Source organism: Arthrobacter sp. MDT1-48-3, from assembly GCF_054511015.1.
Genome location: NZ_JBTNDL010000003.1, coordinates 198,164 through 221,554, shown reverse-complemented (window position 1 = coordinate 221,554; position 23,391 = coordinate 198,164). Strand labels below are relative to the sequence as shown.

The following is a 23,391-nucleotide window of genomic DNA, read 5'->3' as shown; positions in this document are numbered from 1 at the left end:
TGGAATATGCTGGAGGGATGGGAAACAGCGACGCGACCAAGAAGCGGATCCTCGAAGCGGCCACCGAGGAATTCGCGCACTACGGCATAGCCGGAGCGCGCATCGACCGCATCGCCCGCCTGGCACAGGCCAACAAGGCGCAGCTGTACGCCTACTTCGGCAACAAGGAGCAGCTGTTCAGCGCGGTGCTGAGCGAGCGCCTCCGTGCGATCGTGGACGCCGTCCCCATCGACGGCGAGGACCTGCCCGGCTATGCGGTGCGCCTGTACGACGACTACCTGGCGCATCCCCTCGTCGTGAAGCTCGCCGTCTGGACCCGGCTCGAGCGCGCCCCCTTCGGCGGGCTCGGACCCGAGATCGGCACGCTCGACCAGGCGAAGTTCGCATCGATCGCCGCGGCCCAGGCGAAGGGTCTCGTGGACCCGGGGATCCCACCCGCCGAGCTGTTCTCCCTGGTGATCGCGCTGTCCATGGCGTGGTCGCCGGTGAGCACCACGGTCGCCGCCTCTCCCGACGACGACGAGGAACAGCACGAGCGCCGCCGGCACCTGATCTCGCTCGCCGTCCGACGCCTCATCACGCCCGACGCATAGCGCCCGGGCTTCCGGTTGGAGGTCGCGCGTGGTGATACTGGGTCATGAATGCTCCCTCCCCCGCCGTGGACGCCGTCCTCGGGCAGCCCGACCACCCGCCCGCCCACCGGAAGCGGGGCCGCTTCGAGGAGCTCGTACCCGCCTGGCAGCGGGCGTAGGTGGCCGGCATGGAGACCGCGGCGAATTCCGTCACCCTCCGGTTCCTCGCCTCCCCCACCGACCTCGGACACAGCGGCTCGGTGGACGCCGGCACCGTCCTCGAATGGGTGGACAAAGCCGCCTACGCCGCCGCCGTCGGCTGGGCGAAGACCTACTGCGTCACCGCGTACGTGGGGAACATCCACTTCGCCGACCCGGTGGCGGTCGGCGACCTGGTGGAGGTCGAGGCCACGATCGTGCACACCGGGACGTCCTCGATGCACATCCGCACGGTGGTCTCGTCCGGTTCCGTGTCGGGCGACGACGGCGGGCAGCGCAGCGAGTGCCTCGTGATCTTCGTCGCGGTCGGGCCCGACGGCAAGCCCGTGCCCGTCCCCGCTTTCGAGCCCCGCACGGACGCCGAGCGGCTGGACAGCGACCATGCCGTCGCGCGCATCGAGGTACGGAAGGCGATCGTCGAGGAGATGCGCCGCCAGGAGTACACGGATGCCGGCACCGCGGAACGTACGGTCCTCCGGTTCCTCGCAGCACCCACCGACGTCAACTGGGGCGGGAAGGTCCACGGCGGCACCGTCATGGACTGGATCGACGAGGCCGCCTACGTCTGCTCCACGCGGTACTGCGGACTGGACACGGTGGCCGTCTTCTCCGGCGGTGTGCGGTTCCTCAAGCCCCTGCGGATCGGCGACGTCGTCGAGGTGGAGGCGCGCCTGGTCTACACCGGGCACAAGGGCATGCACGTCGCGGTCCACGTGCGGTCCGGCAGCCCGAGGTCGCGGGAGATGGCGCTCACCACCACCTGCCTCACGGTCATGGTGGCGCGCGACGACGAGGGCACGGCCGTGCCCGTGCCTGTCTGGGTGCCGCGTTCGGACGAGGACCGCCGGCTGCACGAGCACGCCCGGAACCTGCTGCTGATCCGCAGCCGGGCGCCCGGGAGCATCCTGCCCACGCACCTGCGGCAGGATCCGGGCGCCGAGCCCGGTGTCAGCCGATCGTCGCGGACCGCGCCGGGACGCTGAGCGTCTTGCCGTAGGCCGTCACGGAGCGCGTGACGGTCGTGGTGTTCACTGCGACGACGCTGCCGCTGGACAGCCGTACCACGGTGACGCCGGAGTACTTCAGCGGTGCGGCGGTGGCGTAGGCGCCCGATGTGACGGCCTTCGTGAGGGCCGTGACCTGTGTGTCGCCCGCGGTGACCGACGCCGTGGTGACCGTCTCGAAGTTCGCGTCGTCGTCCCAGGCGTTGTCCTGGCAGGTGGACTCTGCCTGCGAGAGGGTCACGGTCATCGGGCGGGCGGCCGCGGTGCGGGTCTGGAGCAGGTGCCCGAGCGTCATGCGGTGGTCGAGCGTCCGCCGGGTCTTCCCTGCCGAGACCACGGCCGCCCTCGTCCCGAAACCGTCGCGCAGGCACGGGGCCGAGCTGCCGATGTCCTTGCCCTGGCCGTACGCGGTCGTGGGCAGTTCGCGCAGCGGCACCGAGTAGTCGTGCTCCACCACCGGCATGCCGGCCGCGGTGATGGCCTGGTACGCCGTGCTCGCCTGCTCGAGGTCGACCAGCGGCAGCGGACGGCCCGTGCCGTTGGCCACCACATGCTCCCGGAGCGCGAAGTCGACGGTGCGCGTGGCGGCCAGTTCCTTGGCGAGGTTCACCTGGTTGCTCCATGCCGGGTAGACGCCGAGGTTCACGGCGACGGGGATGTCGCGGCCCATCGTGCGGGTCAGGGTGGCGTCGAACCGTTTGACCGCGGCGATCAGCGCGCGGCCGTAGGCGTCGTCGTCGGCCCAGGGGCCCCATTGCCCGACATCGACCATGTCCTGGCCGTGGGAGGGGGACATCGAGGCGTCGTCGAGGAAGAAGCCGTCGAACCGGGCGGGAGCGGCATTCGTCGTCCCGCGCTGGGCGTCGGTGTTCAGGATCCTGCGCGCCGTGGCCGCGCAGGCGTCGGCGTAGGTCGGCGACAGGTTCGCCACCGTCAGGTACGGGAAGTCCGGGTAGCCGGCGAAGCCGTCCTCGCTCCGTGCCACCTTCGTGTTGGAGGTGGTGACGGCGAACTGGCGGCCCGCCGCCGTCGCGGTGTCCGCGCACGAGTTCTGGAAGACACCGTTCCAGGACTCGAAGTCCCTCATGGCGCCGATGTTCAGGTAGGCGAGGAAGGTGGTTCCCGGGTTGGCGGCCTTCATGTCGGAGAGGGTGCAATCCCCGGGGGCGTCCGTCGTGGCCATCATGGGATCGACGATCGCCACGGAGACCTTGCCCGTGAGTGCGGCCCCGGGGCAGAGCAGCTGGCCCTGCCGGTAGCCCTGCAGGTACGCGGGCAGCTGCTGCCCGGAACTCGTGGTCAGGCTGCCGGCACTCGCGGGCGTGGCGAGCGAGCAGACGGCGAAGACGGCAGCGAGTGCCGCGGAAACGAAGGTTGCCCCAGCGGCATTCAGTTTCATACCCACATGATGGGCGAGCCGGCGACCGCCGGACAGGCGGAAAGCCCTACTGGACGCAATCCTGAGGAGAACCTGCCGAAAGGACCGCCCCTCAGTGCGCGGGGCTGCCCGTCATCGTGCGGGACGCCGGAAGAGGACCCCTCGGTGCGGCTGGAGCACGACCGAACGTGGCGCGGGTCGGCCCTCGGAGTCGACGAGACCCGCCGGTATCCGCACCTTGCGGCGCCGCCTGCCGTCCCGGTTGAAGTTCACCGCTGCGAAGCCCCCCTCGAACTCACGCCACCAGGCGTGGTTCCTGCCCTGCGGTCCGGTCCGTGGGGCGCCGAGCTGCCAGTCGAGTTCGGGAGCGTGCTGGGTGCGGCTGTAGTCGTCGTGGGCCGTGGCGGAGTAGGCTCCGCGGCCCTCCCCGAAGATCCAGAACGCGGAGAGGCCGTAGGTGAAATTGGGGTGGCGGTCGTCGCCGTCGGTGGGGACCCGGAGGATGGACAGCCCCGGTCCGGCCGCCTGTGGAAGCTGCGCCTCGGCGGTGACCGGATCGAACAGGTGCACGGGACTGTAGCCGAGCCAGACCTCCTCGAAGCCTCCGCCGTACGCGGCATGGGAGGCCCAGCGCCCGGCCTCGCGGCGCGACTCGGCGATGTTCGGCACGAGGATCTTCCCCACCCCGTTCAACGCCGTCCCCGCGGCGCTCACGAGCTCACCCAGCGCGGACCGGATCGCGAGCATGTCCGCAGCGCCCTCGATCGGCAGCTGGAGGCCGTAGTAGTCCTCGAACACGTCGTTGTCCGCCATCACGCCGTCGAACGGTGAATCGCGGAGCTCCTCGACCACGTTGTCCACCCATCGGCGCTGGTACGCGGAGTCCCACACACGCATCTGCCAGTGGCCCGGATACCGCTCCCACTCGATGCGGGAGCCGTCGAGCCGCGTGGCGAACCAGCCGCCGTCCTCCTCCGCCTCGGCGAAGGAGACGCCCGAGGTGTAGACCGGGCCGGGCTCGTAACTGCGCACCGAGGACAGGCACTTGTAGCAGAGCACCGTCATGTCGGGGCGGAGCCGTTTGAGCTCCTCGGCCGCCGTCCTCTCCCACGGCTGGAGGATCGCCACCCTGTAGTGCTCCGCCGCGAACTCGAGTTGCCCGGGCAGGATCGGCTCGCCGTACCGGATCCACGCACCGACCCCGGTCATGAGCCTGCCCTGCTGAGGTCCGCGAGATCCGCCGGCGTCAGGTTGCGCATGTCCGTGATGTCCCCGACGGTCCGGTAGATCTCGTTGTAGGAGGACATGATCTCGTGCATCTGAAAGAACTCCTGGACGCGGATGCGCGCGTTGTCCGCGTACTCGCCGTAGAGCGCGGTGTCGCCGATCACCGTCCGGATGCTGTCCGCCATCTGCTGCACGTCACCGGCGTTCACCAGTTCACCGCAGGCACCGACGGACCGGCCGTCCCCGGTCCGGAGCTGCTCGCCGATGAGCTGCCGCATCCCGCCGACGTCCGTGCCCACCGTGGGGATCCCCGCGGCCATGGCCTCGAGCACCACGATGGGCTGGCCCTCGTTGTAGCTCGGCAGCACGAGGAGGTCGAACTGGTCGAGCATGTCCCGCACGTTGACGGTCCCGTGGACGGTGACGTGGTCCTCGAGGCCGAGGCTCTTGATCTTCGCGAGGCAGGCCTCATAGTACTCGGGCACGTGTTCCGTGGGGCCCAGGACGTCCAGGTGGAGGTTCGGGAAGCCGCCGCGGCGCAGGATGTCCATGCTCGAGAGGAGGTCGAGGAGGCCCTTGATCGGCACCACGCGGGCGATGTAGACGAGCTTCCAGGTGTGGGTGGCTGCATTCTGGACCAGGTGCTGCTGGGCGGCGAGCCGTGCCCGGTACTTCTGCTCGAACTCCTCGATGACCATGGCGTTGGGCACCACGACGGACTTGTCGATGTCGGTCCCGAGACGTGCCGCCTCCGTGATGGCCGTGGGGTAGAGGTAGGTGATGAGGCTGGCACTCGGGTAGCAGAAGTGCCCCATCTCGGTCCACCACGCCATCCATGCGCGCTGCTCCGGGGTGACGTCGAAGGTCCGGTAGTCCTCCGAGGTGATGGACAGCGCCATGTTGCGGTCCAGCAGGGTGTTCACGGTGTCGCGCACGTAGAGGTTGTGTTCCGTCAGCAGGAACGACGTCCCGTGGTCCCGGGCGGCCGCCGCCCCCAGGAGGGAGGCGTAGCCCGTGGTGTGTGCGTGGTAGACGCGCGCCTTCGGCATGGTCTCGCCGAGGATGGCGAAGGCGAGCGAGAGGAAGTTCCGCAGGGTCCAGAACGAGTCGGCGAGGGACAGGTCCAGCTGCGGCATCCGCACGGAGAGCGCCTCCATGAACTCCCTCGTCCCCAGCAGGGCCCACAGCGGATAGGTGCGGGTGCGAGGGTTGAAGCCCTCGTCGATCAGCTGCCAGAGCGGCTCCACCTCGCGCCCCTCGGACAGCGCGTACAGGGCGTCGAACAGGCGGTCCGCGAGCTCCGCGCGCTCAGCCGGCCCCATCCCGAGATCCTTGGAGGACACCGCCATGAAGTCGTGCCGGTGCTCCTGCATGCTCAGGTAGACGGGGCGCACCCAGGCCACGTTGTCCGGCATTCCGTAGAGATCGTCCTGGGGCGAAGCCGAGTCCCACGTGATGTGGATGATGCCGTACGTGAGGTCCGGGTTGTGCGTGACGATGTCGTGGACCACGGCCGAGACACCACCCTTGAGGTAGGGGTAGGTGGACTCCATGACGATCGCCACGTCCACGTCCTCGTAGTGGACCTGCCCTGCAGCCAGGGCCGGAGGGATCACGGCCGGGGACTGCTCGAGTGCTGCGCGACGGGCCTTCGGGGTCTTGAACACGTACATGGCTCTTCCTTGTGGGCTGGGCTGGTGGAGGGAGGCGTGGCGGGGACGGTTACCAGGACGTGGCGTGGCGCCAGAACAGCGTGTACTCGGGCTGGGCCCAGTGCCGCTTGTACAGCACCCAGGCGACGGCGACGAGCGCGAGGTCCGCCACCACGAGCGCACCGTATGCGAGGGCCGCGCCGGCGGAGCTCTGCGTCGCCCCGACCAGCAGGAAGGCTCCCACGCAGAGTGCCAGGTGGATGCCGCCCAGGACCTGCGGAAGGGCCTTCTCGCCGATGTAGTCCAGTTCGTAGCTGAGGAGCGTCAGGATCATGAACGCCCAGGATGCGACTCCGACGGTGACGGCCAGGAGCACGCTCACGGGCTGGATGCCCTCGAGGAGCAGCGAGATGACGAGTGTGAGCACCATGCCGACGGCGCCCGTGCTCAGGATGGCGCGGTCCACCGTGCGGCTCAGCCGCTTGGACCTCAGGGCGAGGACGGTGAGCGGTTCCTCGGCGATGGTCCGGTGGAGGGTCGCGACGGCCTCGTCCACACGTGGAGCGAGGTTCACGAAGTAGTAGTTGTAGGCGATGACGGCGGGCAGCATCGCGAGGAAGACGATCACCACCTGGAAATCCCCGCCCGTGACGAGGAACAGGACGAACTTGTCGGCCCACAGGACGGCGCCGAGCAGGAGTCCGCGGACGAGGTCCGTCGAGAAGTCGCGGGCACCGAGGCGCTGGGTGAGGCTGATGGACGCGAGTCCCCGTCCCATGGCGGCGATCTGCGTGAGCGCTCCGAGCAGCGGCGGCAGCCACCAGACGGTGGGCGCCGCGAAGAGTGCCGCGGCGTAGGCGAGCCAGGCGATGGCCCAGAGTCCGCGCCGGTCGCCGACGTTGGCGAGGATGAGGGACTGGACGAAGAGGAGGTGGAGGGCGCAGAGGGCCGCGTAGGTGGCCAGGGCCGAGAAGGACCAGCGCGTCGCGAGCCAGAGCGGGACGGCGAAGACCACCACGAGCGGCACGGCCTGGACGAACATCGCCGGCCAGGTGGTGCAGAAGCGGCGGGTGATGGCCGCCATGTCGCGTTCCGCCATCAGGTCGCCGATCGCGCGGTAGGCGGGAAGGCAGGCGGCCTGCGCGAGCCACGGGACGGTGATGGAGGAGGCCAGCACCACGAGGGTGAGCTGCACGCCGCCCACCTCGACCGCGGCCATCGCCGGGCTGACGAGCGGGTACACCAGGTTCAGGAGGATGACCGGAGCCAGGTACAGCAGGAGGCCGGCGCCCGGCCGTGCCCCGCTGTCGGCCGCCACCCGGTCGCTGCCGGAGCCGGCGGCGCCGGGTCGCGCGAGCAGGAGCAGGGTGACCATGACCAGCAGGACGCCGGCGGCCAGCAGGGCGTAGGACCAGCCCGCAGGGAGGATGGTGTCGGCCATCGGCACGAGGGCCGTCAGGAGGAGCGCGACGATGATGACCATCGTGCGGCGTCGGGCAAAGGAGTCCTGAAGGAGGGACTGCAGAGAGGTCATGGTTTCCCCTGGGCCGCCCGCCGCGCAGGACGGGATGACGGCCTCGTGTGAGACGTGAGTGAGACAGGTGTGAGACGGATGCGGGGCGCCTGCGTGGAGCAGTCCCGGTCGTACGCCCATCCGGACGGGATGGATGCGTCGTCGCCGGCATCACCAGCGAGCACCGTTGTCAAGCTATCGGCCGGACCGCGACTGCTTCACGAGTACGACCCACGTGACTCCCTACGCAGGCCGTGGCCGTTCGGGCACCCGGCTACGTGGAAAAGGGTCCGAAGTACTCGCAGATCACGACGGAAAACACCTGCTCGCCCGTGATGGCGCGGGGGCTGCGAAGGAACACCTCTACCGGAAGGTGACTTATTTCACTTCCGCACCGGATCGGGCTCGTTCTGGCCGGCTCGGCGTCCGTTCGCGATCCGGTACGACTCGGCGAGCAGCTCCGACAGTTCGCCGGGATCGAGGGGATCGAGGCGGACGAGGACGAGTCCCTCGTACCGTTCGTGGTGCGGATGGAGGAAGAAGATCTCCGGCGCGGTGGCGAGCAGCGCCGGGCGTTCCTCCGTCTTCACCGTCAGCACCGTGTCGTCCCACATGCGGGCGAAGAGGGCGCGGGCGAACCAGGCCGGCCGGCTCCAGCTCAGCCTCTCCGAGGTCCCGGGCAGGGCGAGGCACACGGACCGCACATCGTCTTCGCTGACCATGGACCCACCTTGGCACTGCCGGCCCATGCGGTCCAGAGTCTCGGCGGCGTCAGCCCCGGAAGAGGGCCTCGAGCAGGTCGACGGCGATCACGAGGGCGTCCTCGTCGATGTCGAACCGGCGGTGGTGGTGCGGGGCGGGATTGGACGCGCCGACGAAGATGTAGGTGCCGAGTCCGCCGGACTCCTGCACCTCGCGGATGAGCAGGTGGGCGTCGTCGCTGCCGCCTCCGGAGGCGCCGCTGGGCGTGTAGGCCGGGATGGCGGGAACACCCCGGGCCGCACGCCCGACGTCGTCGAGCAGTGCGTCGTCCGGCAGCGACACCGCTGCCCTGCCGTAGGCCTTCGTGGTCGCGGTCACGCCGTACATGCCGGCCGCGCCCTGCACGGCGGCTTCGGCGCGGCGGTCGAGGTCGTCGAGGACGGCGTTCGACGTCGAGCGGGTCTCGTAGGTGATCGTCGCGAGGGCGGGGATGATGTTGGCGCTCCCGTCCGCGTGGAAGGTGCCGACGTTGACGCGCGTGTCGGCTTCCGCGAAGCGAGGAAGACCGAGGATCGCGAGGGTGGCCTGCGCCGCGGCGGCGAGCGCGTGCCGCCCCTTCTCCGGCGAGGCTGCCGCATGTGCCGCCTCACCCTCGAACGTGGCCCGCCACTTGGTGGTCGCCATCGCGTCCGTGACGCCGCCGACCACCGTCCCCGTGGGCAGATCTCCACCGAGGTGCACGGCGAGCATGCGGTCCACCCCGCGGGTGACGCCGGCGTCGATCATCGGCTGGGCGCCGCGGACGCCCTCCTCGGCGGGCTGGAAGAGGATCCGGACCCGTCCGGGGAAGTTCCCGTCGCGCAGGCGGTCGGCGAGTGCGATCCCGATGGCGGCATGGCCGTCGTGGCCGCACGCGTGCATGAAGGGGGTCGTGGAGCGGTAGCCGCCGGCGACGGGCGCGTGGTCGGCGGCCGTCTCCTCGTCCACCGGCAGGGCATCGATGTCCACCCGCAGACCCCAGGTGGGGCCGTCGCGGTTCCCCTCGAGCTCCGCGATGATCGCCGTGCCATGTTCCTGGAGTACGCGACGTCGGCGGCCGGAGCCCCGGCAGCGACCGCGCGCCGTCCCCACTCGTCCTTCTCGGTCGGGGTGGGTGGCACGGCGATGCGCCCGACGTCGATCGCCCCGGCCCCCGTGGTGGCCGGCACGCCCCTCGCCGCGAGCTCCGCCAGGATCACGGACGCCGTCCGGTACTCGAGGAAACCGGGCTCGGCGTGGGCATGGAACCGGCGGCGGAGCGCTGTGATCTTCTCGGGCTGCATGGTCCGACCCTACGCACTGTCCGCGGCGTCGACGACCCGGCACCGGGCCCGACGGTCACTGCGGCATCACGACGCGCACACGGTTCGGACACGATCGCCCGTCCCCGGCCACGGTTCGGTTGCACCCCTGTTCCGGTACGGGCGCCGGGCTCAGGATAGAGCGATCCACCCACCTACGAAGGAGTAATCATGGGTCGCTCAGCAACTCCGGCACTACTGTCCGCAGGGGCGCTGTGCCTCGCGTTCGTCCTCTCCTCCTGCGGCACCCCCGAGGCCGGCTCCGACGCCGCAGCCCCGGACACCCAGGAGGCGCAGCCGGCGTCCGACACCGGGTCCCCCGATCCCACACCGTCCGCCGAACCGTCCGCCGAACCGTCCGCCTCCCCCTCCGTCGAACCGACCGAGCCCGCCCTCGACGGGGACTGGACCACGTACACGACGACGGACGGGAGCCTGTCCTTCGACCACCCGGCGGACTGGACCGTTGCCGCCGTTCCGGAAGCCCCGCCCGAGGGCGTGGCGGTCGTCGTCGGCGATGCCGGCGGGCGGCATCTCGCGACCCTGCAGACGAACCTCCTCACGGGTGCCGTGTGCCCGGCGGAACTGCCCTACGCGCTGCTCGATGCGGAGGTGCTCCCTGCCCTCGACGCGGGCTCGGGGGCGCCGCGGTTCGTGTTCGAGGGGCGCACCGATCCCGCCGTTCCCGACCCGATGGCCGCCTCCGTGCTGGCCTACGGCATCACAGCAGCGCCGGAGCCGACCGGTCCGACGGCGTGCCCGATCTCGCACTTCTTCACGTGGCCTCCGTCGGGAGCAGCGTTCGGCGGTGTCTACGACCCCTTCGAGGTGCACCCCGGGCAGCCCCAGCACGTCGACACCCCGCACGCCTACATGGAGACGGAGGAGTACCAGGACATCCGGGCCATGATCACATCGCTGCGCCCTGCCGGGTAGCCAGGCCACCCCGGGCGATGACCGCCGAACGCCGCACGCCGGGGTCGGGCAGGAGGAACGCGGAGATGGCCGCCGCGATCTTCCCGCCGCCCTGGACGGAGGGCTCGATCGGGTTGGCGTAGTCGCCGTCGTCGTCGCACACCAGCCGGAGGTCCACGACGGACACACCCCGGGCGAAGGCCGACCTCGTGATGCAGTCGTTGAAGAACGCCAGGGCGGTGCGGATCACCGCGTGGCCGGGTTCGGAGGACGGCGTGTCGTAGATCGTGCACACGGCCAGGGGCAGGCCCACCGATGCGACGGCGTCGATCATCGCCTCGTAGTCCCGTGCGAAGTCATCCTGCGCCCCGGAGAAGGCGAGCAGCGCATCGGCGACACCGCGCACGGGCCGCTGCAGCAGATGCTGGTAGCCGAGGGCGTCGTTGCCACCCACGCTGACCACCAGATGGGTGGCGTCCGGCGGTAGCGAACGCAGCTGGCGCGGGACGCCGGAGGTGACTTCGCCGTCGACCGCCAGCAGGGTGGCCCTCCAGTCCTCCGGCAGGACGGCCCGCACCTGCTCGACGACGTCGGGGCCACCATCGACGTACCGCCCGTTGTCGAAGATCGAATCCCCGAGCAGCACCACGTGTGCCATGCGGCCTCCTGATAGATCGGTTGCTTCATCGTCGCCCTCGGGCCTCCGGTGCCACCACTGCGCGCGTCGGTGGCATCGAAGGGCAAGATGGAGTAGGCAGGTTCGTCAGGAAGGCAGGGCAGGCATGGGATCGACGGTCGTCGTCACCGGACCGCAGGACCTCGTGCCGCTCCTGCCCCGCCGGCAGGACGGCGGGCGCGTGCTGCTGGGGATCGCCGGCCCGCCCGGAGCGGGCAAATCGACGGTCGCGACGGCGCTCGCGGCCCTCGATCCGGCACGCTCGGCACAGGTGCCCATGGACGGGTTCCATCTCGCCGATCAGGAACTGTCGCGCCTCGGGCTGCTGGACCGGAAAGGTGCTCCGGAGACCTTCGACGCCCACGGCTACGCGGCGCTGCTGGCGAGGCTGCGTGCCCACCCGGGTCATGCGGTCTACGCACCGTCCTTCGAACGCGATCTCGAGCAGCCACTGGCCAACGCCCTGCCCGTCGCACCCTCCGCGTCGCTCGTGATCACGGAGGGCAACTACCTGCTGCTCGACGAGCCCGGCTGGCGCGAGGCACGGGACCTCCTGGACGCGGTCTGGTTCGTCGGCGTCGATCCGGACGTCCGCCGTCGCCGGCTCGTCGAACGCCACGTCCGGTTCGGCAAATCACCCCGTGCCGCCGAGGAGTGGGTGCGGCACGTGGACGAGCCGAACGCGGTCCTCGTCGACGCCTCCGGACCGCGTGCGGACCGGGTCCTCGACTGCTCGGACTGGCGGCGCCCCTAGTCCGCCCCTCGTCCGCCCCTCGTCCGCCCCTAGTCCGCCCCTAGTCCGCCAGGAACCAGTCGCGCGCCGGGTTCTCCACGTCCGGAGGGGTGCGGTGCACGCCCTGCTGCGCCACCCAGTCGACGCCGTTGGCGAGCACCCGCTGGATCTGCGGATGGTGGTAGACGGGGTACTCCTGGTCGCCGGGGCTGAAATAGAAGATCCGGCCCTTGCCCCGCGAGAACGTGACGCCCGAGCGGAACACCTCACCGCCCTCGAAGGAGCTGATGAAGATCAGGTCGTCGGGTTCGGGGATGTCGAAGAGCTCGCCGTACATCTCCTGCTCCGGGATGACGATGGGGCTGTCGACGCCCGCGGCGATGGGATGCGATGGCTTGACCGTCCACACCAGCTCGCGTTCGCCGTCGTTGCGCCACTTGAGCGAGCAGGTGGTGCCGAGCAGGCGCGTGAGGATCTTCGAGAAGTGTCCCGAGTGCAGCACCACCAGTCCCATGCCGCCCAGCACGTGGTGGTGCACCCGCTCGACGACGTCGTCGGACACGTCGCCGTGGGCGATGTGCCCCCACCACAGCAGCACGTCGGTGCCCGCGAGGCGCTCCTCGGTGAGGCCGTGGTCGGGCTCGGCGAGGGTCGCCGTCGTGATGTCCGAACCCGGGAAGTAGCGGGCGAGGGAGTCTGCAATCGCTCCGTGGATGCCCCGGGGATACATCTCGCCGATGGTCGCGGGTTCGTTCCGAGCCTCGTGGACGCCCTCGTTCCAGACGACGATCGTGGGTTTGCCGTCGAAGGTCACGTCGGGCGCCATATCGGGCGCCATACCGTTCGCCGTGTCGTTCGCCATCAGAGCTGAACCTCCCGGTGCTGGGTTGCGGAGACGTAGCAGGCGTCGATGACCCGGGCGCGGCTGAGGGCCAGGGAGCCGTCGTGCCGGCCCCACTCGGACTCGCCCGCGCGGATTGCGGCGAGGAAATCGTCGATCACGCCCTGGTGGCCCAGCGACGGTCCGACGTCGGGCTCGTAGTCGCCGCGCTCGGAATAGACGTGGAGGGACTCGACGGCGTCCTCCGGTCCCCCGACCCGGCTCAGCTCGGCGCCTCCGTCGGTCCCGTAGAGCCGGAAGTCCAGGAGGTCGTCCGCGTGGCGGTAGGCCGCCCAGCCGGCCTCGACGAGGAGCGTCGCACCGCCGTCGAGCCGGAGGAAGGCCGAGGCGAAGTCCTCCACCTCGAAGGCCGATCCCGCTCCCTGCGCGCCGTAGGCCCCGCCGCCCCGGCCCTGCGGCCCGAGCTCCGAGTAGGTCGAGGCCGAGACGGAGAGGACCGCCGGTTCGCCCAGCAGGTGCAGTGCGTAGTCGAGCACATGGACGCCGATGTCCGCGAGCGGCCCCCCGCCCGCCATCTCCCGGTTGGTGAACCAGCTGCCGAGCGAGGGGATGCCGGAGCGGCGCAGCCACGACGCATTGGCGTAGTAGGGCCGGCCGAGCTCGCCGTCGTCGATGATGCGCTTGAGCGCCGTGATGTCACCGCGGCGGCGGTGGTTGAAGGCGACGTCGAGCACGCGCCCGGCCTTCCGCGCGGCGTCGACCATCAGCTGGCCCTCGTCGCCGTTGCGGGCGATCGGCTTCTCGCTCAGGACGTGGAGTCCGCGGTCCAGGGCGGCGACGGTGATCGGCGCGTGGAGGAACGTGGGCACGGCGACGCTCACGGCGTCGAGCCCGTCGAGGGCGAGCAGGTCCTCCCACCGGGCGACGGCGTGCGGGATCCCGTACTCGTCCGCCAGTTCGGCGAGGAGATCCGGCTCCATGCCGGCCAGGCCGAGGATCTCGACGTCCTCGCTGTTCGCGTAGGCCCGGAGGTGCTGGCGTCCGGCCCAGCCGATGCCCACCACGCCGACCCTCAGGCGGGGCCGGCCGGTCGTCGTGGGCGCGTCGCCCGCCTTCTCGTGGCTCGCGTGCTCGTCCAAGGATGCGATCCTTCGCTGTCGGGTCCGGCGGCTGCGGTACGAGCCCCTCCAGCAGTCCTACCGCCTCGCCGAGGCTCCTGTCCACGTGCTTCCGGATCCGGTCCGCCAGGAGCACGAAGGCTGCAGTGGGGTAACCCGGCGCAGCGCGCCCGGGAAGTCTTTGCCCATCCGCCTCGTTACCGCCTGTAGACGCACCGAAAAGGTGCACGAACAGGAGGACACATGACCATCGTCATCACCGGAGCCACGGGACACCTGGGCCGCCGAGTCGTCGAGCAGCTGCTGGCACGCGGGGTGGACCCGTCCACCGTCGTCGCGGGCGGCCGCAACGAGGCAGCCCTGGCCGAGCTCGCCACGCACGGCGTCCGCACGGCGCGCGTGGACTACGCCGACCCGTCGACGCTCGACGCCGCCTTCGCGGGCGCGGAGAAGATCCTCCTCATCTCCGGCAACGAGGTGGGCCGGCGCTCCGTGCAGCACAAGGCCGTGATCGACGCCGCCCGCAAGGTAAATGCCGAACTGGTCTACACGAGCGCACCGAAGGCCTCGACGTCGGACCTCGTCCTGGCGCCCGAACACAAGGCCACCGAGGGGCTGCTCGAAGGCTCCGGGCTGACCTACACCGTGCTGCGCAACAACTGGTACACCGAGAACTACGACGACACGATCCGCCAGGCCGCCTCGACCGGGACCATCCTCACGAGCGCCGGGAGCGGCAGGATCGCCAGCGCGACGCGGGGGGACTACGCGGAGGCGGCCGCCGTCGTGCTGCTGTCCGATCAGTACACCGGTGAGATCCTCGAACTCGGCGGTGACGAGCCCTGGAACGCCGACGAACTCGCCGCCACCGTCTCGGAGCTCGCCGGCACTCCCGTCACCGTGAACAACGTGTCCACCGACGAGCACGTCGCCGCCCTCACGGGCCTGGGGGTCGACGAGGGCTCGGCCGGCTTCGCCGCGGCACTCGACGCGAACATCGCCGCCGGGCTGCTCGCCGAGAGCGACGGCACCCTGTCGCGCATCATCGGCCGCCCGACCACGCCGCTGAAGCAGTACGTCGGGGAGCTGCTGAGCGCGTAGCGCGTCGACCGCCGCCGCCGCGGCGTCGTGCCGGACTGTCGCTGCGGCGTCGTGCCGGACTGTCGCCGCGGCGTCGTGCACGGGTTTTGAGAACGAAGTGCGTGTCGCGGGGCGACACGCCGCCGGATCCACTCATCGCGGTCCGAACGCCGTGCACGACGCCGCGCAGTAACGTCTCCGCCCGAGCAGGAAGGAAGGTTCCGTGCCCGACCAGGACCTCTCCGTAGGACAACTGGCTGCGCGCAGCGGCATGAGCGTCTCCGCTCTGCACTTCTACGAACGCCAGGGCCTCATCCACAGCCGCCGGACCTCGGGCAACCAGCGCCGGTATGACCGCTCCGTCCTCCGCCGGGTCGCCGTCATCGCGGCAGCCCACCGTGCCGGGATCCCGCTCTCCACCGTGGCCACGGCGTTCGCGGAACTGCCCAGGGACGGGGTGCCGGACCAGGCGGACTGGCAGCGGCTATCCGCCGCATGGCAGCAGGAGATCGACAAGCGCATCGCCCAGCTCGAGCACCTCCGGGACAGGCTCGGAGGCTGCATCGGCTGCGGTTGCCTCTCGCTCGCGACCTGCGGATTCGTCAATCCGGACGACGCGGCCGGCTCGAAGGGCATCCGCTCGACCCTCCTCGACCCCTGAACCGCGGATTTGACCTCAACCATTGTTGAGGTCCTAGCGTGAAAGGCATGACAGCCCCCACCGGTCACGCCCACCCCACCGCCGAGCTCTTCAAGGACGCGTTCCGGGCCCACCCTGCGGGCATCGCCGTCCTCACCGCGCAGGGCCCCGAGGGCCCGGTCGGCCTGACGGCATCCTCGGTGTCGTCCGTCTCGGCGGAACCGCCCGTGCTCGCCTTCTCGGTCTCGACGGCGTCGTCGTCGGCCGCAGCCCTGGTCCAGGCGGACACCCTCGTGGTGCACCTGCTCGGCGCCGACCAACTCGGTATCGCCCGCCTCTTCGCGGCCCGGGGCGCCGACCGCTTCGGCGGAGCCGTGGACTGGCATCCCCTCCCCTCGGGCGAGCCGCTCCTGACCGACGCGCCGTGGGCCCTGCGCTGCCGCATCCTGCATCGGCTACCGGTGGGCGGCTCCATGATCCTGGCCGCCGAGGTCCTGTCCATCGAACAGGGCGCGGACGACGACATCGCGCCGCTCGTCTACCACAACCGGTCCTACCATCGCCTGGACGACCGGTCGCTGCTGGGCTGAGGCCACGACCGGCAGCGACCGCAGATGCGGTCGGCTCAGGGCACCAGCACCAGGCGGATCGGGTTCCCCTCCTTGCGCTCGAGGCGCGCAACGGCGGCTGCGGCATCACGCAGCGGAAGGGTGTCACTGATGGACCGGGCGAAGTCGAGGCGCCCGAGCTCGGTGAGCGCCACGAGCTGCGGTACGTGGTGGGCCTCCGACCCGTAGTGGCCGCGGACCTGCTTGCGCGTGTAGGAGAAGGCGGTGCTGTCGGAGACGGTGATCGGGTTGCCGCTCAGTCCCACCAGCACGAGCCGGCCCTGCAGTCCCAGGCTGGCGAGGGCCTGGGCGCGCACGGCGTCCACGCCTGCGAAGTCGAAGGCGACGTCGAGACCGCGCCCGGCGGTCGCGGCGGCCATGGCCGCCGAGAAGTCGTCGGCGCGCGGATCGAGCGCCACATCGGCGCCGAAGGCGAGCGCCCGCTCGCGTGCCTCGGGCAGCGGGTCGACGGCGATGATCGGGGCGGCACCCACCATGCGCAGCAACTGCACGCCGTGGGCACCGAGCCCGCCGACACCCCACACCCCCACGGCCTCCGCGGCACGGACCTTGCCGGTGGACACGATCGAGGCCCAGGGCGTCGAGACGGCATCGGGGATGATCGAGGCCTGCTCGTAGGAGAAGTCCGCGCTCAACGGCACCAGCACTCCGGCGGGCACCACCACGTATTCGGCCCAGCCGCCGTCGTAGTCGACGCCCATGGTGAGGGTGACGCCCTTGTACTCGTACCCCGCCTGCAGCACCACGCGGTCACCCTCGGCCCAGCCCTCGACCCCGTCGCCCGGCAGGTCGACGCTGCCGGCGACCTCGTGCCCCAGGGTGACCTCGTCGCCCCGCAGGTGCAGCGGTTTGAGCAGTCCCTCGATGAGGTGGACGTCGGACAGGCACACGCCGGCGGCCTGCACCCGGACCCGGACGAACCCCGGCCCGGGGACGGGTACCGGCACCTCCCTGACCTCGAAGGTCCCGGTGCTGACGTTGAGCCTTCCGGCGAGCATGGTCTCGTTCATGGGTCCTCCGTGATGGGTGATGGGGCGCTTTCATGCTAGCCAGCGTGGGCGAGGGGCCCCGGGGTGGAGGAACGCCTTGACCCGCCGCTGTGCGCCATGTCTCTCCACCGATCGTCAGTTACTTAGGCAACCTAAGAGTAGAATGGAGTGCTGTCGAGGAAAGGACACAGACCGTGCGCGAAGCCCTGCAGAGGCTCGGATCCTTCGCCGCCGTGGGAACGGTGGCCTTCCTCGTCGACATCTCGGTGTTCAACATCCTCGCCCTCGGCTTCGGCGTCGGGCCCATCACCTCCAAGGTCGTCTCGGTGGCGCTGGCCACCGGCGTCTCGTGGCTCGGGAGCCACTACGTGACCTTCCGCGCGTTCGCGGGACGGCCGAAGCGCGAGGAGGCGATCCTCTTCGCCCTCACCAACCTCGTCGGGCTCGGCATCGCCGCCGCCTGCCTCGTCGTATCCCACTACCTCCTCGGGCTGACGAGCCCCCTGGCGAACAACATCTCGGCGAACGTCGTCGGGGTCCTCCTCGGCAACGTCTTCCGCTACGTGGCCTACCGGTTCTTCGTCTTCCGCCCCGCGCTGCCGGCCGCGACCGCGACGCTCTGCGCCGCGGGTTCCTGAACGATCCCGTCGAACCCTGGCAAGCGATGAACGGAACGCCGACCGGGATGGGCACGACTCGCGCCCCGGCGTAGGGTAGAAACTGACAGTCAGCATGCTTCGGAAGGCCCCTGCCCTTCCCGCCGTCGTTCCCCCACCTCCTGAAAGACTCCGCCATCCGCGCCCCCACCGCACTCACAGCCCTGGCCCTCGGCGGCGGACTCCTGCTCGCCGCGGCCGGACCGGCTCCCGCGCAGTCCGCGATGCCGATGACCCTGTTCGCAGCGCAGGTGGACCCGCTGGTCCCGGCCACTCCGGGTCCGGAGGAGGCCATCGCACCGCCGACGGTCGTACCCGGACAACCGGTGGTGACGGACCCGGCTCCGCCGCCGGCCGATCCGGGCACACTCCCCGGAACGGAACCCGCGGGGGAGCCCACGCCGACGGTCGATCCTCCGGCCGCAGAACCCGCGCCGTCCGAGTCTCCCGTCGCCCCGCCCGAGCCGGAGCCGACGGTGGCGAGCACCGAGCCCGAGCCGGGTGCGACCCCTGCTTCGCCGTCCCCGCGCGCGTCGGCGTCGGGCAGCAGTACGGCACCGCCGGAATCGTCCACGGAGTCGTCGCCCGCACCGGTCGTGGTCCCCGGCGACAACGCCGGCGGAGTCGGCGGGATGGAAGCGCCCGCACTGTCGCCGACACGGATCGATCCGGTCACCGGCCCGGTCGTGACGGGACCGGACGTCTCCTCGGGCCAGCCGCAGACCGAGGACGCGGTGGCCGAAGCCGAGGCCCGGACCGGGGACGCACTGTCTGCACGTTATGTGGCAGCAGGCATCCTGAGCCTGGTGGCGGTCGCCCTGGCCCTGGGGATCGCCGTCGTCTCGCAGCCGCGCCGGAAGCGGCACACGCACTAGGAACACGCAGAAGGAGCCGGGAGGATCTCCCGGCTCCTTCTGTGTGCGGCTCGCGGGGCTAGCGGACCTGGAGGGTCAGCATGCCCGTCGAGTTGGACTGGACGACCTCGATCTTCGTCCCGGTGCCGGCGACGACGACGGAGCCCTGCGGGTTCGCGGCGTCGTAGTAGGCGTTGGGGTTGGTGTCATCGAAGACAGCGACGCCCGGCTGCGAGGGCGCCGTGAGCGTGGTCATGCCCGCCGCCGTCTCGCGGTGCAGGTTCAGCGCATCCGTCGCCTGCTTGCCGAAGGTGGCATCGAAGCTCTGGATGCGGTTGCGCACGACGGTGCCGTCCGACCAGGTGAGCGCCTTGGGGTGGGCGTCGACCGGCAGGGCCAGGCCGGCGCCCGGGTGCTGGCGCGTGTTGTTGTTGGTCTGCGCGGTGTTCCAGTAGGTCACGCTCAGGCCGTCCTGGTACGCGTAGTGCTCCACGGTGTCCGGCGCGGTGACGCCCCAGCCGAAGTTGTACGGGCCGGTGGCGAGCGTCGCGTCGTAGCCCGCGTACACGCGGTTCTCGGCGATGTAGAAGCGGTTCTTGCCGGCCGCGTCCTTGGGCAGGTTCACGACGACGGCCTGCGGGGCCTTCGTGGCGTGGAACGAGGGGCCGATCTTGTGGGTGGACTTCACGCCCGCCGTGGCGACGTCGTAGTCCAGCCAGCCGAGCTGCAGCTTCTCCCAGGCACCCATGTGGTTCGGGGTGGTGCCGATGGAGCCGTCCCCGTGGCCGAGCCACGAACCGGAGCTCATGAGCGTCCAGAAGCCGGTGCCGTTCTCGCCGCCGCTCGTGTCGTACAGGTCGGGCAGGCCGAGGTCGTGACCGTACTCGTGCGCGAAGACGCCGAGGCCGCCGTTTTCGGGCTCCGTGGTGTAGTCGCGGATCCAGATGTCGGAATCGCCGATCTTGATGCCGCCGAAGGGGTTGGCCGCGGGGCCGGAGGTGCCGCGGCCCGCCTGGCCGACGGCCCAGCGGTGGGACCAGATGGCGGACGACGCCGCGCCTGCCTCCTCGCCCTCGCCCGCGTGGATGGCCTGGAAGTGGTCGATGTAGCCGTCGGCCTCGTCGAAGTCGCCGTCCTTGTCGAAGTCGTAGCGGTCCCACTGGTCGAACGTCGCGAGGTAGGCGTCGATTTCGGCTGCGGTCTTGCCGGCCGCGACCTGCGAGTCGTACCAGGCGTTCGCGGTGTCCTGCACGAAGCGGGTCATGTCCGCCTGGCTCTCGGTCTCGCCGTAGCTCGCCGAGTTGTAGGGCACGGTCACCCAGTCGCTGACGTCGCCGTCGACCGTGTACCGGCCGCTGGACATCTCCTCGTAGACGCCCTTCAGCGACTCGCCCTCCTCGCTGAAGAACATGTCGAGGTAGTGCTCGCGGTCGAAGGTGTCGGACCAGTAGGTGGAGTTGTCCACCGCCCGGTTCGGCTCCTTGATGGCGTTGTGCGTCGGGCCTGCCGTCGAGGTCGGGAAGCGCGGGTCGATCTTGTCGCCGAAATCGACGAGGAAGGACAGGATCTGGTCGCTGTCCTGCAGGCCGTACTGTGCCCACTGGCCGGGAGCGACCTTGACGGCCTTCGAGCCGCCGCGGTCCTCGACCTTGGCCTCTCCGGAGAGGACCTTCGCCAGGCCCTGCTGGTTGAGGTCGCGGCGCTCCTCCGCTGCAGGGTCGGAACGGTCGTCGAGCTTCGCGGCCGCGCCGTCGGCGCTGGGCGAGGAGGTGAAGGACGACGTCGCGGTCGGTGCGTCCGCCGCGGTGCCGGTGGTGGCCTGTGCGCTCACGGGAGCGAGCACGACGGCGCTGGTCACGGCGAGCGCCATCGCGCACCGCAGCCCCCGGGTACGAGGTGTGAGATTCAAGGGTTCTCCTTAGTGAAATATCCCAGCTGATGCAGAACACCCTCAGGTTAGGTGCCCGAGGTTACGAACATGTTGCCTAGGTCACATGTTCTGGCAGGGACGCTAGCACCGCCCGGGGACACTTCGGAGGTCGGTTGCGTTCTATGAACCATCTCTCTGGTGTGCTCTGGCGTACCGGGACGGCACGCCCTATAGTGCAGGGCCGGGCGGACCGTGAGCGCGCACCCGCGGACGAGCCCGGGCACCCGCAGCGCCCCCGCCCTCAGACGAAATCCGCGAGTACCCCCGCCGCCGCGCCGAGGACCTCGGAGCGGGTCGTCGCGTGCACGGAGAGGCGGATGCGGTCCGGCCCGTGCAGCGTCACCGAGATGTCGGCGGCGGCGAGCGCCGCGTGCGCTTCGGCCGCCCGCCCCGGAAGGCCCGCGACCACGATCCCCGCCCGGTCCTCCCGCTCCCGGGGCGAGAGGACCGGCACCCCTGCGGCGTCGAGCTGGTCGATCAGGGCACCCGCGTGCGTCGCGATGATGCCCTCGATGGCCGGCACGCCCACCGGCTCGATCAGTTCGAGGGCCTCCGCGAACGCCCCGGTCGCGTACGGGGACAGGTTCGAGATGGAGAAGCGCCCGGCCCCCGGCAGCGGCGCGTGCTCCTCGCCGTCGTACCGTCGAGCGTGGGCGACCCCCGTCCAGCCGGTGAGCAGGGGCTCGATGCGCTCGAGGCCCTGTGGCGACATCGCGATCCCGGCCACGCCCCAGCCGGCCCGCACCCACTTCTGCGCGCCGGCGATCAGCACGTCGGCGAGTGTCCATTCCAGATCGGCGATACCGAACCCCTGGATGCCGTCGACCACGAGGAGGCGGTCGGGGCCGATCGCGTCGCGGATCCCGGCGAGATCGGCCCGGTAGCCGGTGCGGAAGTCGACGGCGCTGACGCTCACGGCAACGGTGTCGCCCGTCAGCCGGTGGGCGACGACGTCGGGGGTCACCCGGGTGCCGGGCTCCCCCATCAGGTCGACGCGTGCACGGCCCGCTGCCCAGGTGCGCAGCCAGGGATAGGTGTTGGACGGGAACTCACCGGCGCCGACGAGCACCGTGCCGGAGGCCAGGCCGAAGGCCACCTGGAACAGGCCGAGCGAGGTACTGCCGGTCAGCCCCACCTGTTCTAGCGGGAATCCGCTGAGCCGTGAGAAGGCTTCCCGCGCCCGCTTGTCCTCGCCCTCGAGCGTGCTGCTCGCGCCGACGGCTGCCTCTCCGGCCGTCTGCACGAGGTGCGCCACGTGGTCGCGGACGGCGGTCGACGGCGGGCCGAAGCTCGCGAAGTTCAGATACCCGGGAGCCTCCGAGAAGGTGCCCTGATAGGCGGCGAAGAGTGCGGCGTCGTCCTGCGTGGCTCCCATGCAGTCCACCCTACGGTCCGGGACGACCGGAAGACCCGCGTCAGCGCCGCTTCTTCCTTCCCTTCAGGAGCGCGTTCGTGCTGTTCGTCGCGATCCTCGTCGACGCGTCGGCATCCGCACCGGCGGTGGTTCCACGGTTGGAGGAACCGAGCCCCCGGCCCCTGCCGACCGACGCAGCCCCGTCCGCGCTGCTGGCGATGCGCTCCTTGCGCACCTCCTCCCGCACGGTGGTCCTGCCGGCCACTTCGACCGTCTTCATGCTCACGCGCTCGACGGGCACCGTCTCCTTGCTCAGGACGGCGAGTTCCTCGTGTGCCACGAGTTCCACGGACTGCTCCTGGAACGGTACGCCCTCGGCCTCCAGGCGCACGGGCGACGAGATGGGTTCCACCTCGATCCGGATCTCCTCCCGCTTCAGCGGGACGGTCATCGTGGCCTCCTCGGTCACGACGTACTTCCGGAGACGCACGCGTGCGGCCTCGTACTGCTCGGTCCCGACGCGCAGTCGTTCCTCCGAGCGGACCACCCAGGGGGTGCCGCCCTCGTCACGCGTGTGCGTCCCACCCTGCGTCCGCGCGGTCGTGGGCGCCGGTGTCGCGTCGGACGTTCCTGCCGTGTGCATCGCGCGTGCTGCGGTCTCCCCCGTCGCCGCGTCCGGGGCAGCGGCCGACGGCGTCGTCGTGCGCGCAGCGGCGGGTTCGATCGCCGGCTCGGCGGCGGCATGTTCAGTTGCCGGCCCGGCGACGGCGGATTCGGTTACCGGCGTCGTCGTACGCACGGCAGCGTGTTCGGTTACCGGCTCAGCGGCGGCGAACCGAGGGACCGGAGCCGCTCCGCGCAGCCCGTAGTGCCGGTACAGCGCAGCCTCGTCCTCGGGGCTGAGGTGGCCGTCGCGGTCGACGGACGGCGCGTGCCTGATGAGGTCGCGCGGGTAGGCCACCACGAGGTCGCGCCCGTGCACGGATGCACCCTCGAGGGGCACGAATGACTCCCGGGTCCCGAAGAGGCCCGTGTGGACGGTCACCCATGACGGCCGGTCATCGGCATCGTCGAGGTACACCACGCCCACCGTGCCCACCTTGTCCCCCTCGCCGGTGACCACCGTGCTGCGGTGTCTGAGCAGCGGGTCGAGGTCGTTCATCGTGAGCATGCGGAGTCCTGTCGTCGGTATCGGCCGCGAGGAGCGGGTGAACCTCAGGGTAGGAGCGGCGCCCACGTTATAGCAAGCATGCTTACTAATCGGCGTGGCGGCGGACATCCCCTCCGGGGGACGGGCAAGGGCGTCGCTGGAGCGGAGCAGCGCATCAGCTCGACTCCCGGACAGCGCCATTGTCGCGGGATCCGGCAC

At 70.6% G+C, this 23,391-nt stretch carries 22 protein-coding genes; 9 read left to right on the top strand and 13 right to left on the bottom strand.

The genetic code is table 11. From position 1 onward, the window contains the following. Positions 1 to 17 precede the first annotated feature (17 nt). Together ACX80L_RS08715 and ACX80L_RS08710 are read left to right on the top strand one after the other, a co-directional pair. Complete coding sequence (locus tag ACX80L_RS08715; RefSeq protein WP_208739384.1) at positions 18 to 593, top strand: TetR family transcriptional regulator; 576 nt, start codon at positions 18 to 20, stop codon at positions 591 to 593. A gap of 167 nt (positions 594 to 760) precedes the next feature. After that, positions 761 to 1,774 carry an acyl-CoA thioesterase gene (locus ACX80L_RS08710; protein ID WP_459289062.1) on the top strand — a complete coding sequence of 338 codons (1,014 nt, stop codon included), beginning with the start codon at positions 761 to 763 and terminating at the stop codon, positions 1,772 to 1,774. Here the strand turns inward: ACX80L_RS08710 and ACX80L_RS08705 are convergent. The 6 genes from ACX80L_RS08705 to ACX80L_RS08680 all read right to left on the bottom strand — a co-directional run bounded on the left by ACX80L_RS08705 (position 1,740) and on the right by ACX80L_RS08680 (position 9,398). Beyond that, positions 1,740 to 3,194 (bottom strand): hypothetical protein, encoded by a 1,455-nt coding sequence (locus ACX80L_RS08705; protein WP_459289060.1) that lies wholly within the window; start codon positions 3,192 to 3,194, stop codon positions 1,740 to 1,742. The genes ACX80L_RS08710 and ACX80L_RS08705 overlap by 35 nt on opposite strands. Before the next feature lie 111 nt (positions 3,195 to 3,305). After that, the gene (locus ACX80L_RS08700; protein ID WP_459289058.1) at positions 3,306 to 4,382 is read right to left on the bottom strand and encodes a putative glycoside hydrolase; all 1,077 of its coding nucleotides are present in this window, start codon (positions 4,380 to 4,382) and stop codon (positions 3,306 to 3,308) included. After that, positions 4,379 to 6,073: a GT4 family glycosyltransferase PelF gene (gene pelF / locus ACX80L_RS08695; protein ID WP_459289056.1), complete on the bottom strand. Its 1,695-nt coding sequence runs from the start codon at positions 6,071 to 6,073 to the stop codon at positions 4,379 to 4,381. The genes ACX80L_RS08700 and pelF overlap by 4 nt, the downstream gene beginning before the upstream one ends. A 49-nt stretch (positions 6,074 to 6,122) precedes the next feature. Then, positions 6,123 to 7,586 (bottom strand): hypothetical protein, encoded by a 1,464-nt coding sequence (locus ACX80L_RS08690; protein WP_459289054.1) that lies wholly within the window; start codon positions 7,584 to 7,586, stop codon positions 6,123 to 6,125. Positions 7,587 to 7,948: 362 nt separating this feature from the next. Further along, the gene (locus ACX80L_RS08685) at positions 7,949 to 8,287 is read right to left on the bottom strand and encodes an MmcQ/YjbR family DNA-binding protein (protein ID WP_133080229.1); all 339 of its coding nucleotides are present in this window, start codon (positions 8,285 to 8,287) and stop codon (positions 7,949 to 7,951) included. 49 nt (positions 8,288 to 8,336) lie between these two features. Then, a complete protein-coding gene (locus ACX80L_RS08680) occupies positions 8,337 to 9,398 on the bottom strand; it encodes an amidohydrolase (protein ID WP_459289052.1) in 1,062 nt (353 codons plus the stop codon). A gap of 380 nt (positions 9,399 to 9,778) precedes the next feature. On the opposite strand from ACX80L_RS08680, the gene ACX80L_RS08675 reads away from it, so the two are divergent. After that, positions 9,779 to 10,543: a hypothetical protein gene (locus ACX80L_RS08675; protein ID WP_459289050.1), complete on the top strand. Its 765-nt coding sequence runs from the start codon at positions 9,779 to 9,781 to the stop codon at positions 10,541 to 10,543. Here the strand turns inward: ACX80L_RS08675 and ACX80L_RS08670 are convergent. Then, entirely contained in the window at positions 10,518 to 11,180 is a 663-nt protein-coding gene (locus ACX80L_RS08670; RefSeq protein WP_459289048.1) for an SGNH/GDSL hydrolase family protein, read from the bottom strand. The genes ACX80L_RS08675 and ACX80L_RS08670 overlap by 26 nt on opposite strands. A 124-nt stretch (positions 11,181 to 11,304) precedes the next feature. Here ACX80L_RS08670 and ACX80L_RS08665 point away from each other — a divergent pair, with 124 nt between their 5' ends. Beyond that, positions 11,305 to 11,952 (top strand): nucleoside/nucleotide kinase family protein, encoded by a 648-nt coding sequence (locus tag ACX80L_RS08665; RefSeq protein ID WP_459289046.1) that lies wholly within the window; start codon positions 11,305 to 11,307, stop codon positions 11,950 to 11,952. A gap of 40 nt (positions 11,953 to 11,992) precedes the next feature. On the opposite strand, the gene ACX80L_RS08660 is transcribed toward ACX80L_RS08665, so the two are convergent. Both ACX80L_RS08660 and ACX80L_RS08655 read right to left on the bottom strand, forming a co-directional pair. Continuing rightward, positions 11,993 to 12,757 carry a ThuA domain-containing protein gene (locus ACX80L_RS08660; RefSeq protein ID WP_459289345.1) on the bottom strand — a complete coding sequence of 255 codons (765 nt, stop codon included), beginning with the start codon at positions 12,755 to 12,757 and terminating at the stop codon, positions 11,993 to 11,995. A 35-nt stretch (positions 12,758 to 12,792) separates the two neighbouring features. After that, positions 12,793 to 13,911, bottom strand: a complete 1,119-nt coding sequence (locus ACX80L_RS08655; protein ID WP_459289044.1) for a Gfo/Idh/MocA family protein — start codon at positions 13,909 to 13,911, stop codon at positions 12,793 to 12,795. A gap of 222 nt (positions 13,912 to 14,133) precedes the next feature. Between ACX80L_RS08655 and ACX80L_RS08650 the strand changes: the two genes are divergently transcribed. The 3 genes from ACX80L_RS08650 to ACX80L_RS08640 all read left to right on the top strand — a co-directional run bounded on the left by ACX80L_RS08650 (position 14,134) and on the right by ACX80L_RS08640 (position 16,200). Then, a complete protein-coding gene (locus ACX80L_RS08650; RefSeq protein ID WP_459289042.1) occupies positions 14,134 to 14,991 on the top strand; it encodes an SDR family oxidoreductase in 858 nt (285 codons plus the stop codon). A gap of 202 nt (positions 14,992 to 15,193) precedes the next feature. Continuing rightward, entirely contained in the window at positions 15,194 to 15,631 is a 438-nt protein-coding gene (gene soxR / locus ACX80L_RS08645) for a redox-sensitive transcriptional activator SoxR (protein ID WP_208739516.1), read from the top strand. Positions 15,632 to 15,678: 47 nt separating this feature from the next. Further along, entirely contained in the window at positions 15,679 to 16,200 is a 522-nt protein-coding gene (locus tag ACX80L_RS08640) for a flavin reductase family protein (protein WP_459289040.1), read from the top strand. Positions 16,201 to 16,235: 35 nt separating this feature from the next. Here ACX80L_RS08640 and ACX80L_RS08635 read toward each other — a convergent pair whose 3' ends face one another. Then, positions 16,236 to 17,249: a zinc-binding dehydrogenase gene (locus ACX80L_RS08635; protein ID WP_244185955.1), complete on the bottom strand. Its 1,014-nt coding sequence runs from the start codon at positions 17,247 to 17,249 to the stop codon at positions 16,236 to 16,238. A gap of 173 nt (positions 17,250 to 17,422) precedes the next feature. On the opposite strand from ACX80L_RS08635, the gene ACX80L_RS08630 reads away from it, so the two are divergent. Together ACX80L_RS08630 and ACX80L_RS08625 are read left to right on the top strand one after the other, a co-directional pair. Continuing rightward, positions 17,423 to 17,866 (top strand): GtrA family protein, encoded by a 444-nt coding sequence (locus ACX80L_RS08630; RefSeq protein WP_133080217.1) that lies wholly within the window; start codon positions 17,423 to 17,425, stop codon positions 17,864 to 17,866. 248 nt (positions 17,867 to 18,114) lie between these two features. Then, on the top strand, positions 18,115 to 18,759 hold the full coding sequence (locus ACX80L_RS08625) for a hypothetical protein (RefSeq protein WP_459289037.1): 645 nt from the start codon (positions 18,115 to 18,117) through the stop codon (positions 18,757 to 18,759). A gap of 58 nt (positions 18,760 to 18,817) precedes the next feature. Here ACX80L_RS08625 and ACX80L_RS08620 read toward each other — a convergent pair whose 3' ends face one another. The 3 genes from ACX80L_RS08620 to ACX80L_RS08610 all read right to left on the bottom strand — a co-directional run bounded on the left by ACX80L_RS08620 (position 18,818) and on the right by ACX80L_RS08610 (position 23,193). After that, positions 18,818 to 20,647, bottom strand: coding sequence for an immune inhibitor A domain-containing protein (locus ACX80L_RS08620; RefSeq protein WP_459289035.1), 1,830 nt, complete (start codon positions 20,645 to 20,647; stop codon positions 18,818 to 18,820). A gap of 262 nt (positions 20,648 to 20,909) precedes the next feature. Further along, positions 20,910 to 22,043: an aminotransferase class V-fold PLP-dependent enzyme gene (locus tag ACX80L_RS08615; RefSeq protein WP_459289033.1), complete on the bottom strand. Its 1,134-nt coding sequence runs from the start codon at positions 22,041 to 22,043 to the stop codon at positions 20,910 to 20,912. 40 nt (positions 22,044 to 22,083) lie between these two features. Continuing rightward, positions 22,084 to 23,193, bottom strand: a complete 1,110-nt coding sequence (locus ACX80L_RS08610; protein WP_459289031.1) for a PRC and DUF2382 domain-containing protein — start codon at positions 23,191 to 23,193, stop codon at positions 22,084 to 22,086. Between the last annotated feature and the right edge of the window lie 198 nt (positions 23,194 to 23,391).

What these genes read in the sequence shown, in the direction of transcription:
- ACX80L_RS08700 (WP_459289058.1), bottom strand. Translation starts at nt 4,382, where the DNA reads ATGACCGGGGTCGGTGCGTGGATCCGGTACGGCGAGCCGATCCTGCCC.
- ACX80L_RS08660 (WP_459289345.1), bottom strand. Translation starts at nt 12,757, where the DNA reads ATGGCGCCCGACGTGACCTTCGACGGCAAACCCACGATCGTCGTCTGG.
- ACX80L_RS08635 (WP_244185955.1), bottom strand. Translation starts at nt 17,249, where the DNA reads ATGAACGAGACCATGCTCGCCGGAAGGCTCAACGTCAGCACCGGGACC.
- ACX80L_RS08665 (WP_459289046.1), top strand. Translation starts at nt 11,305, where the DNA reads ATGGGATCGACGGTCGTCGTCACCGGACCGCAGGACCTCGTGCCGCTC.
- ACX80L_RS08690 (WP_459289054.1), bottom strand. Translation starts at nt 7,586, where the DNA reads ATGACCTCTCTGCAGTCCCTCCTTCAGGACTCCTTTGCCCGACGCCGC.
- ACX80L_RS08625 (WP_459289037.1), top strand. Translation starts at nt 18,115, where the DNA reads ATGACCCTGTTCGCAGCGCAGGTGGACCCGCTGGTCCCGGCCACTCCG.
- ACX80L_RS08685 (WP_133080229.1), bottom strand. Translation starts at nt 8,287, where the DNA reads ATGGTCAGCGAAGACGATGTGCGGTCCGTGTGCCTCGCCCTGCCCGGG.
- ACX80L_RS08670 (WP_459289048.1), bottom strand. Translation starts at nt 11,180, where the DNA reads ATGGCACACGTGGTGCTGCTCGGGGATTCGATCTTCGACAACGGGCGG.
- ACX80L_RS08640 (WP_459289040.1), top strand. Translation starts at nt 15,679, where the DNA reads ATGACAGCCCCCACCGGTCACGCCCACCCCACCGCCGAGCTCTTCAAG.
- pelF (WP_459289056.1), bottom strand. Translation starts at nt 6,073, where the DNA reads ATGTACGTGTTCAAGACCCCGAAGGCCCGTCGCGCAGCACTCGAGCAG.
- ACX80L_RS08675 (WP_459289050.1), top strand. Translation starts at nt 9,779, where the DNA reads ATGGGTCGCTCAGCAACTCCGGCACTACTGTCCGCAGGGGCGCTGTGC.
- ACX80L_RS08705 (WP_459289060.1), bottom strand. Translation starts at nt 3,194, where the DNA reads ATGAAACTGAATGCCGCTGGGGCAACCTTCGTTTCCGCGGCACTCGCT.
- ACX80L_RS08615 (WP_459289033.1), bottom strand. Translation starts at nt 22,043, where the DNA reads ATGGGAGCCACGCAGGACGACGCCGCACTCTTCGCCGCCTATCAGGGC.
- ACX80L_RS08650 (WP_459289042.1), top strand. Translation starts at nt 14,134, where the DNA reads ATGACCATCGTCATCACCGGAGCCACGGGACACCTGGGCCGCCGAGTC.
- ACX80L_RS08710 (WP_459289062.1), top strand. Translation starts at nt 761, where the DNA reads ATGGAGACCGCGGCGAATTCCGTCACCCTCCGGTTCCTCGCCTCCCCC.
- ACX80L_RS08715 (WP_208739384.1), top strand. Translation starts at nt 18, where the DNA reads ATGGGAAACAGCGACGCGACCAAGAAGCGGATCCTCGAAGCGGCCACC.
- ACX80L_RS08610 (WP_459289031.1), bottom strand. Translation starts at nt 23,193, where the DNA reads ATGCTCACGATGAACGACCTCGACCCGCTGCTCAGACACCGCAGCACG.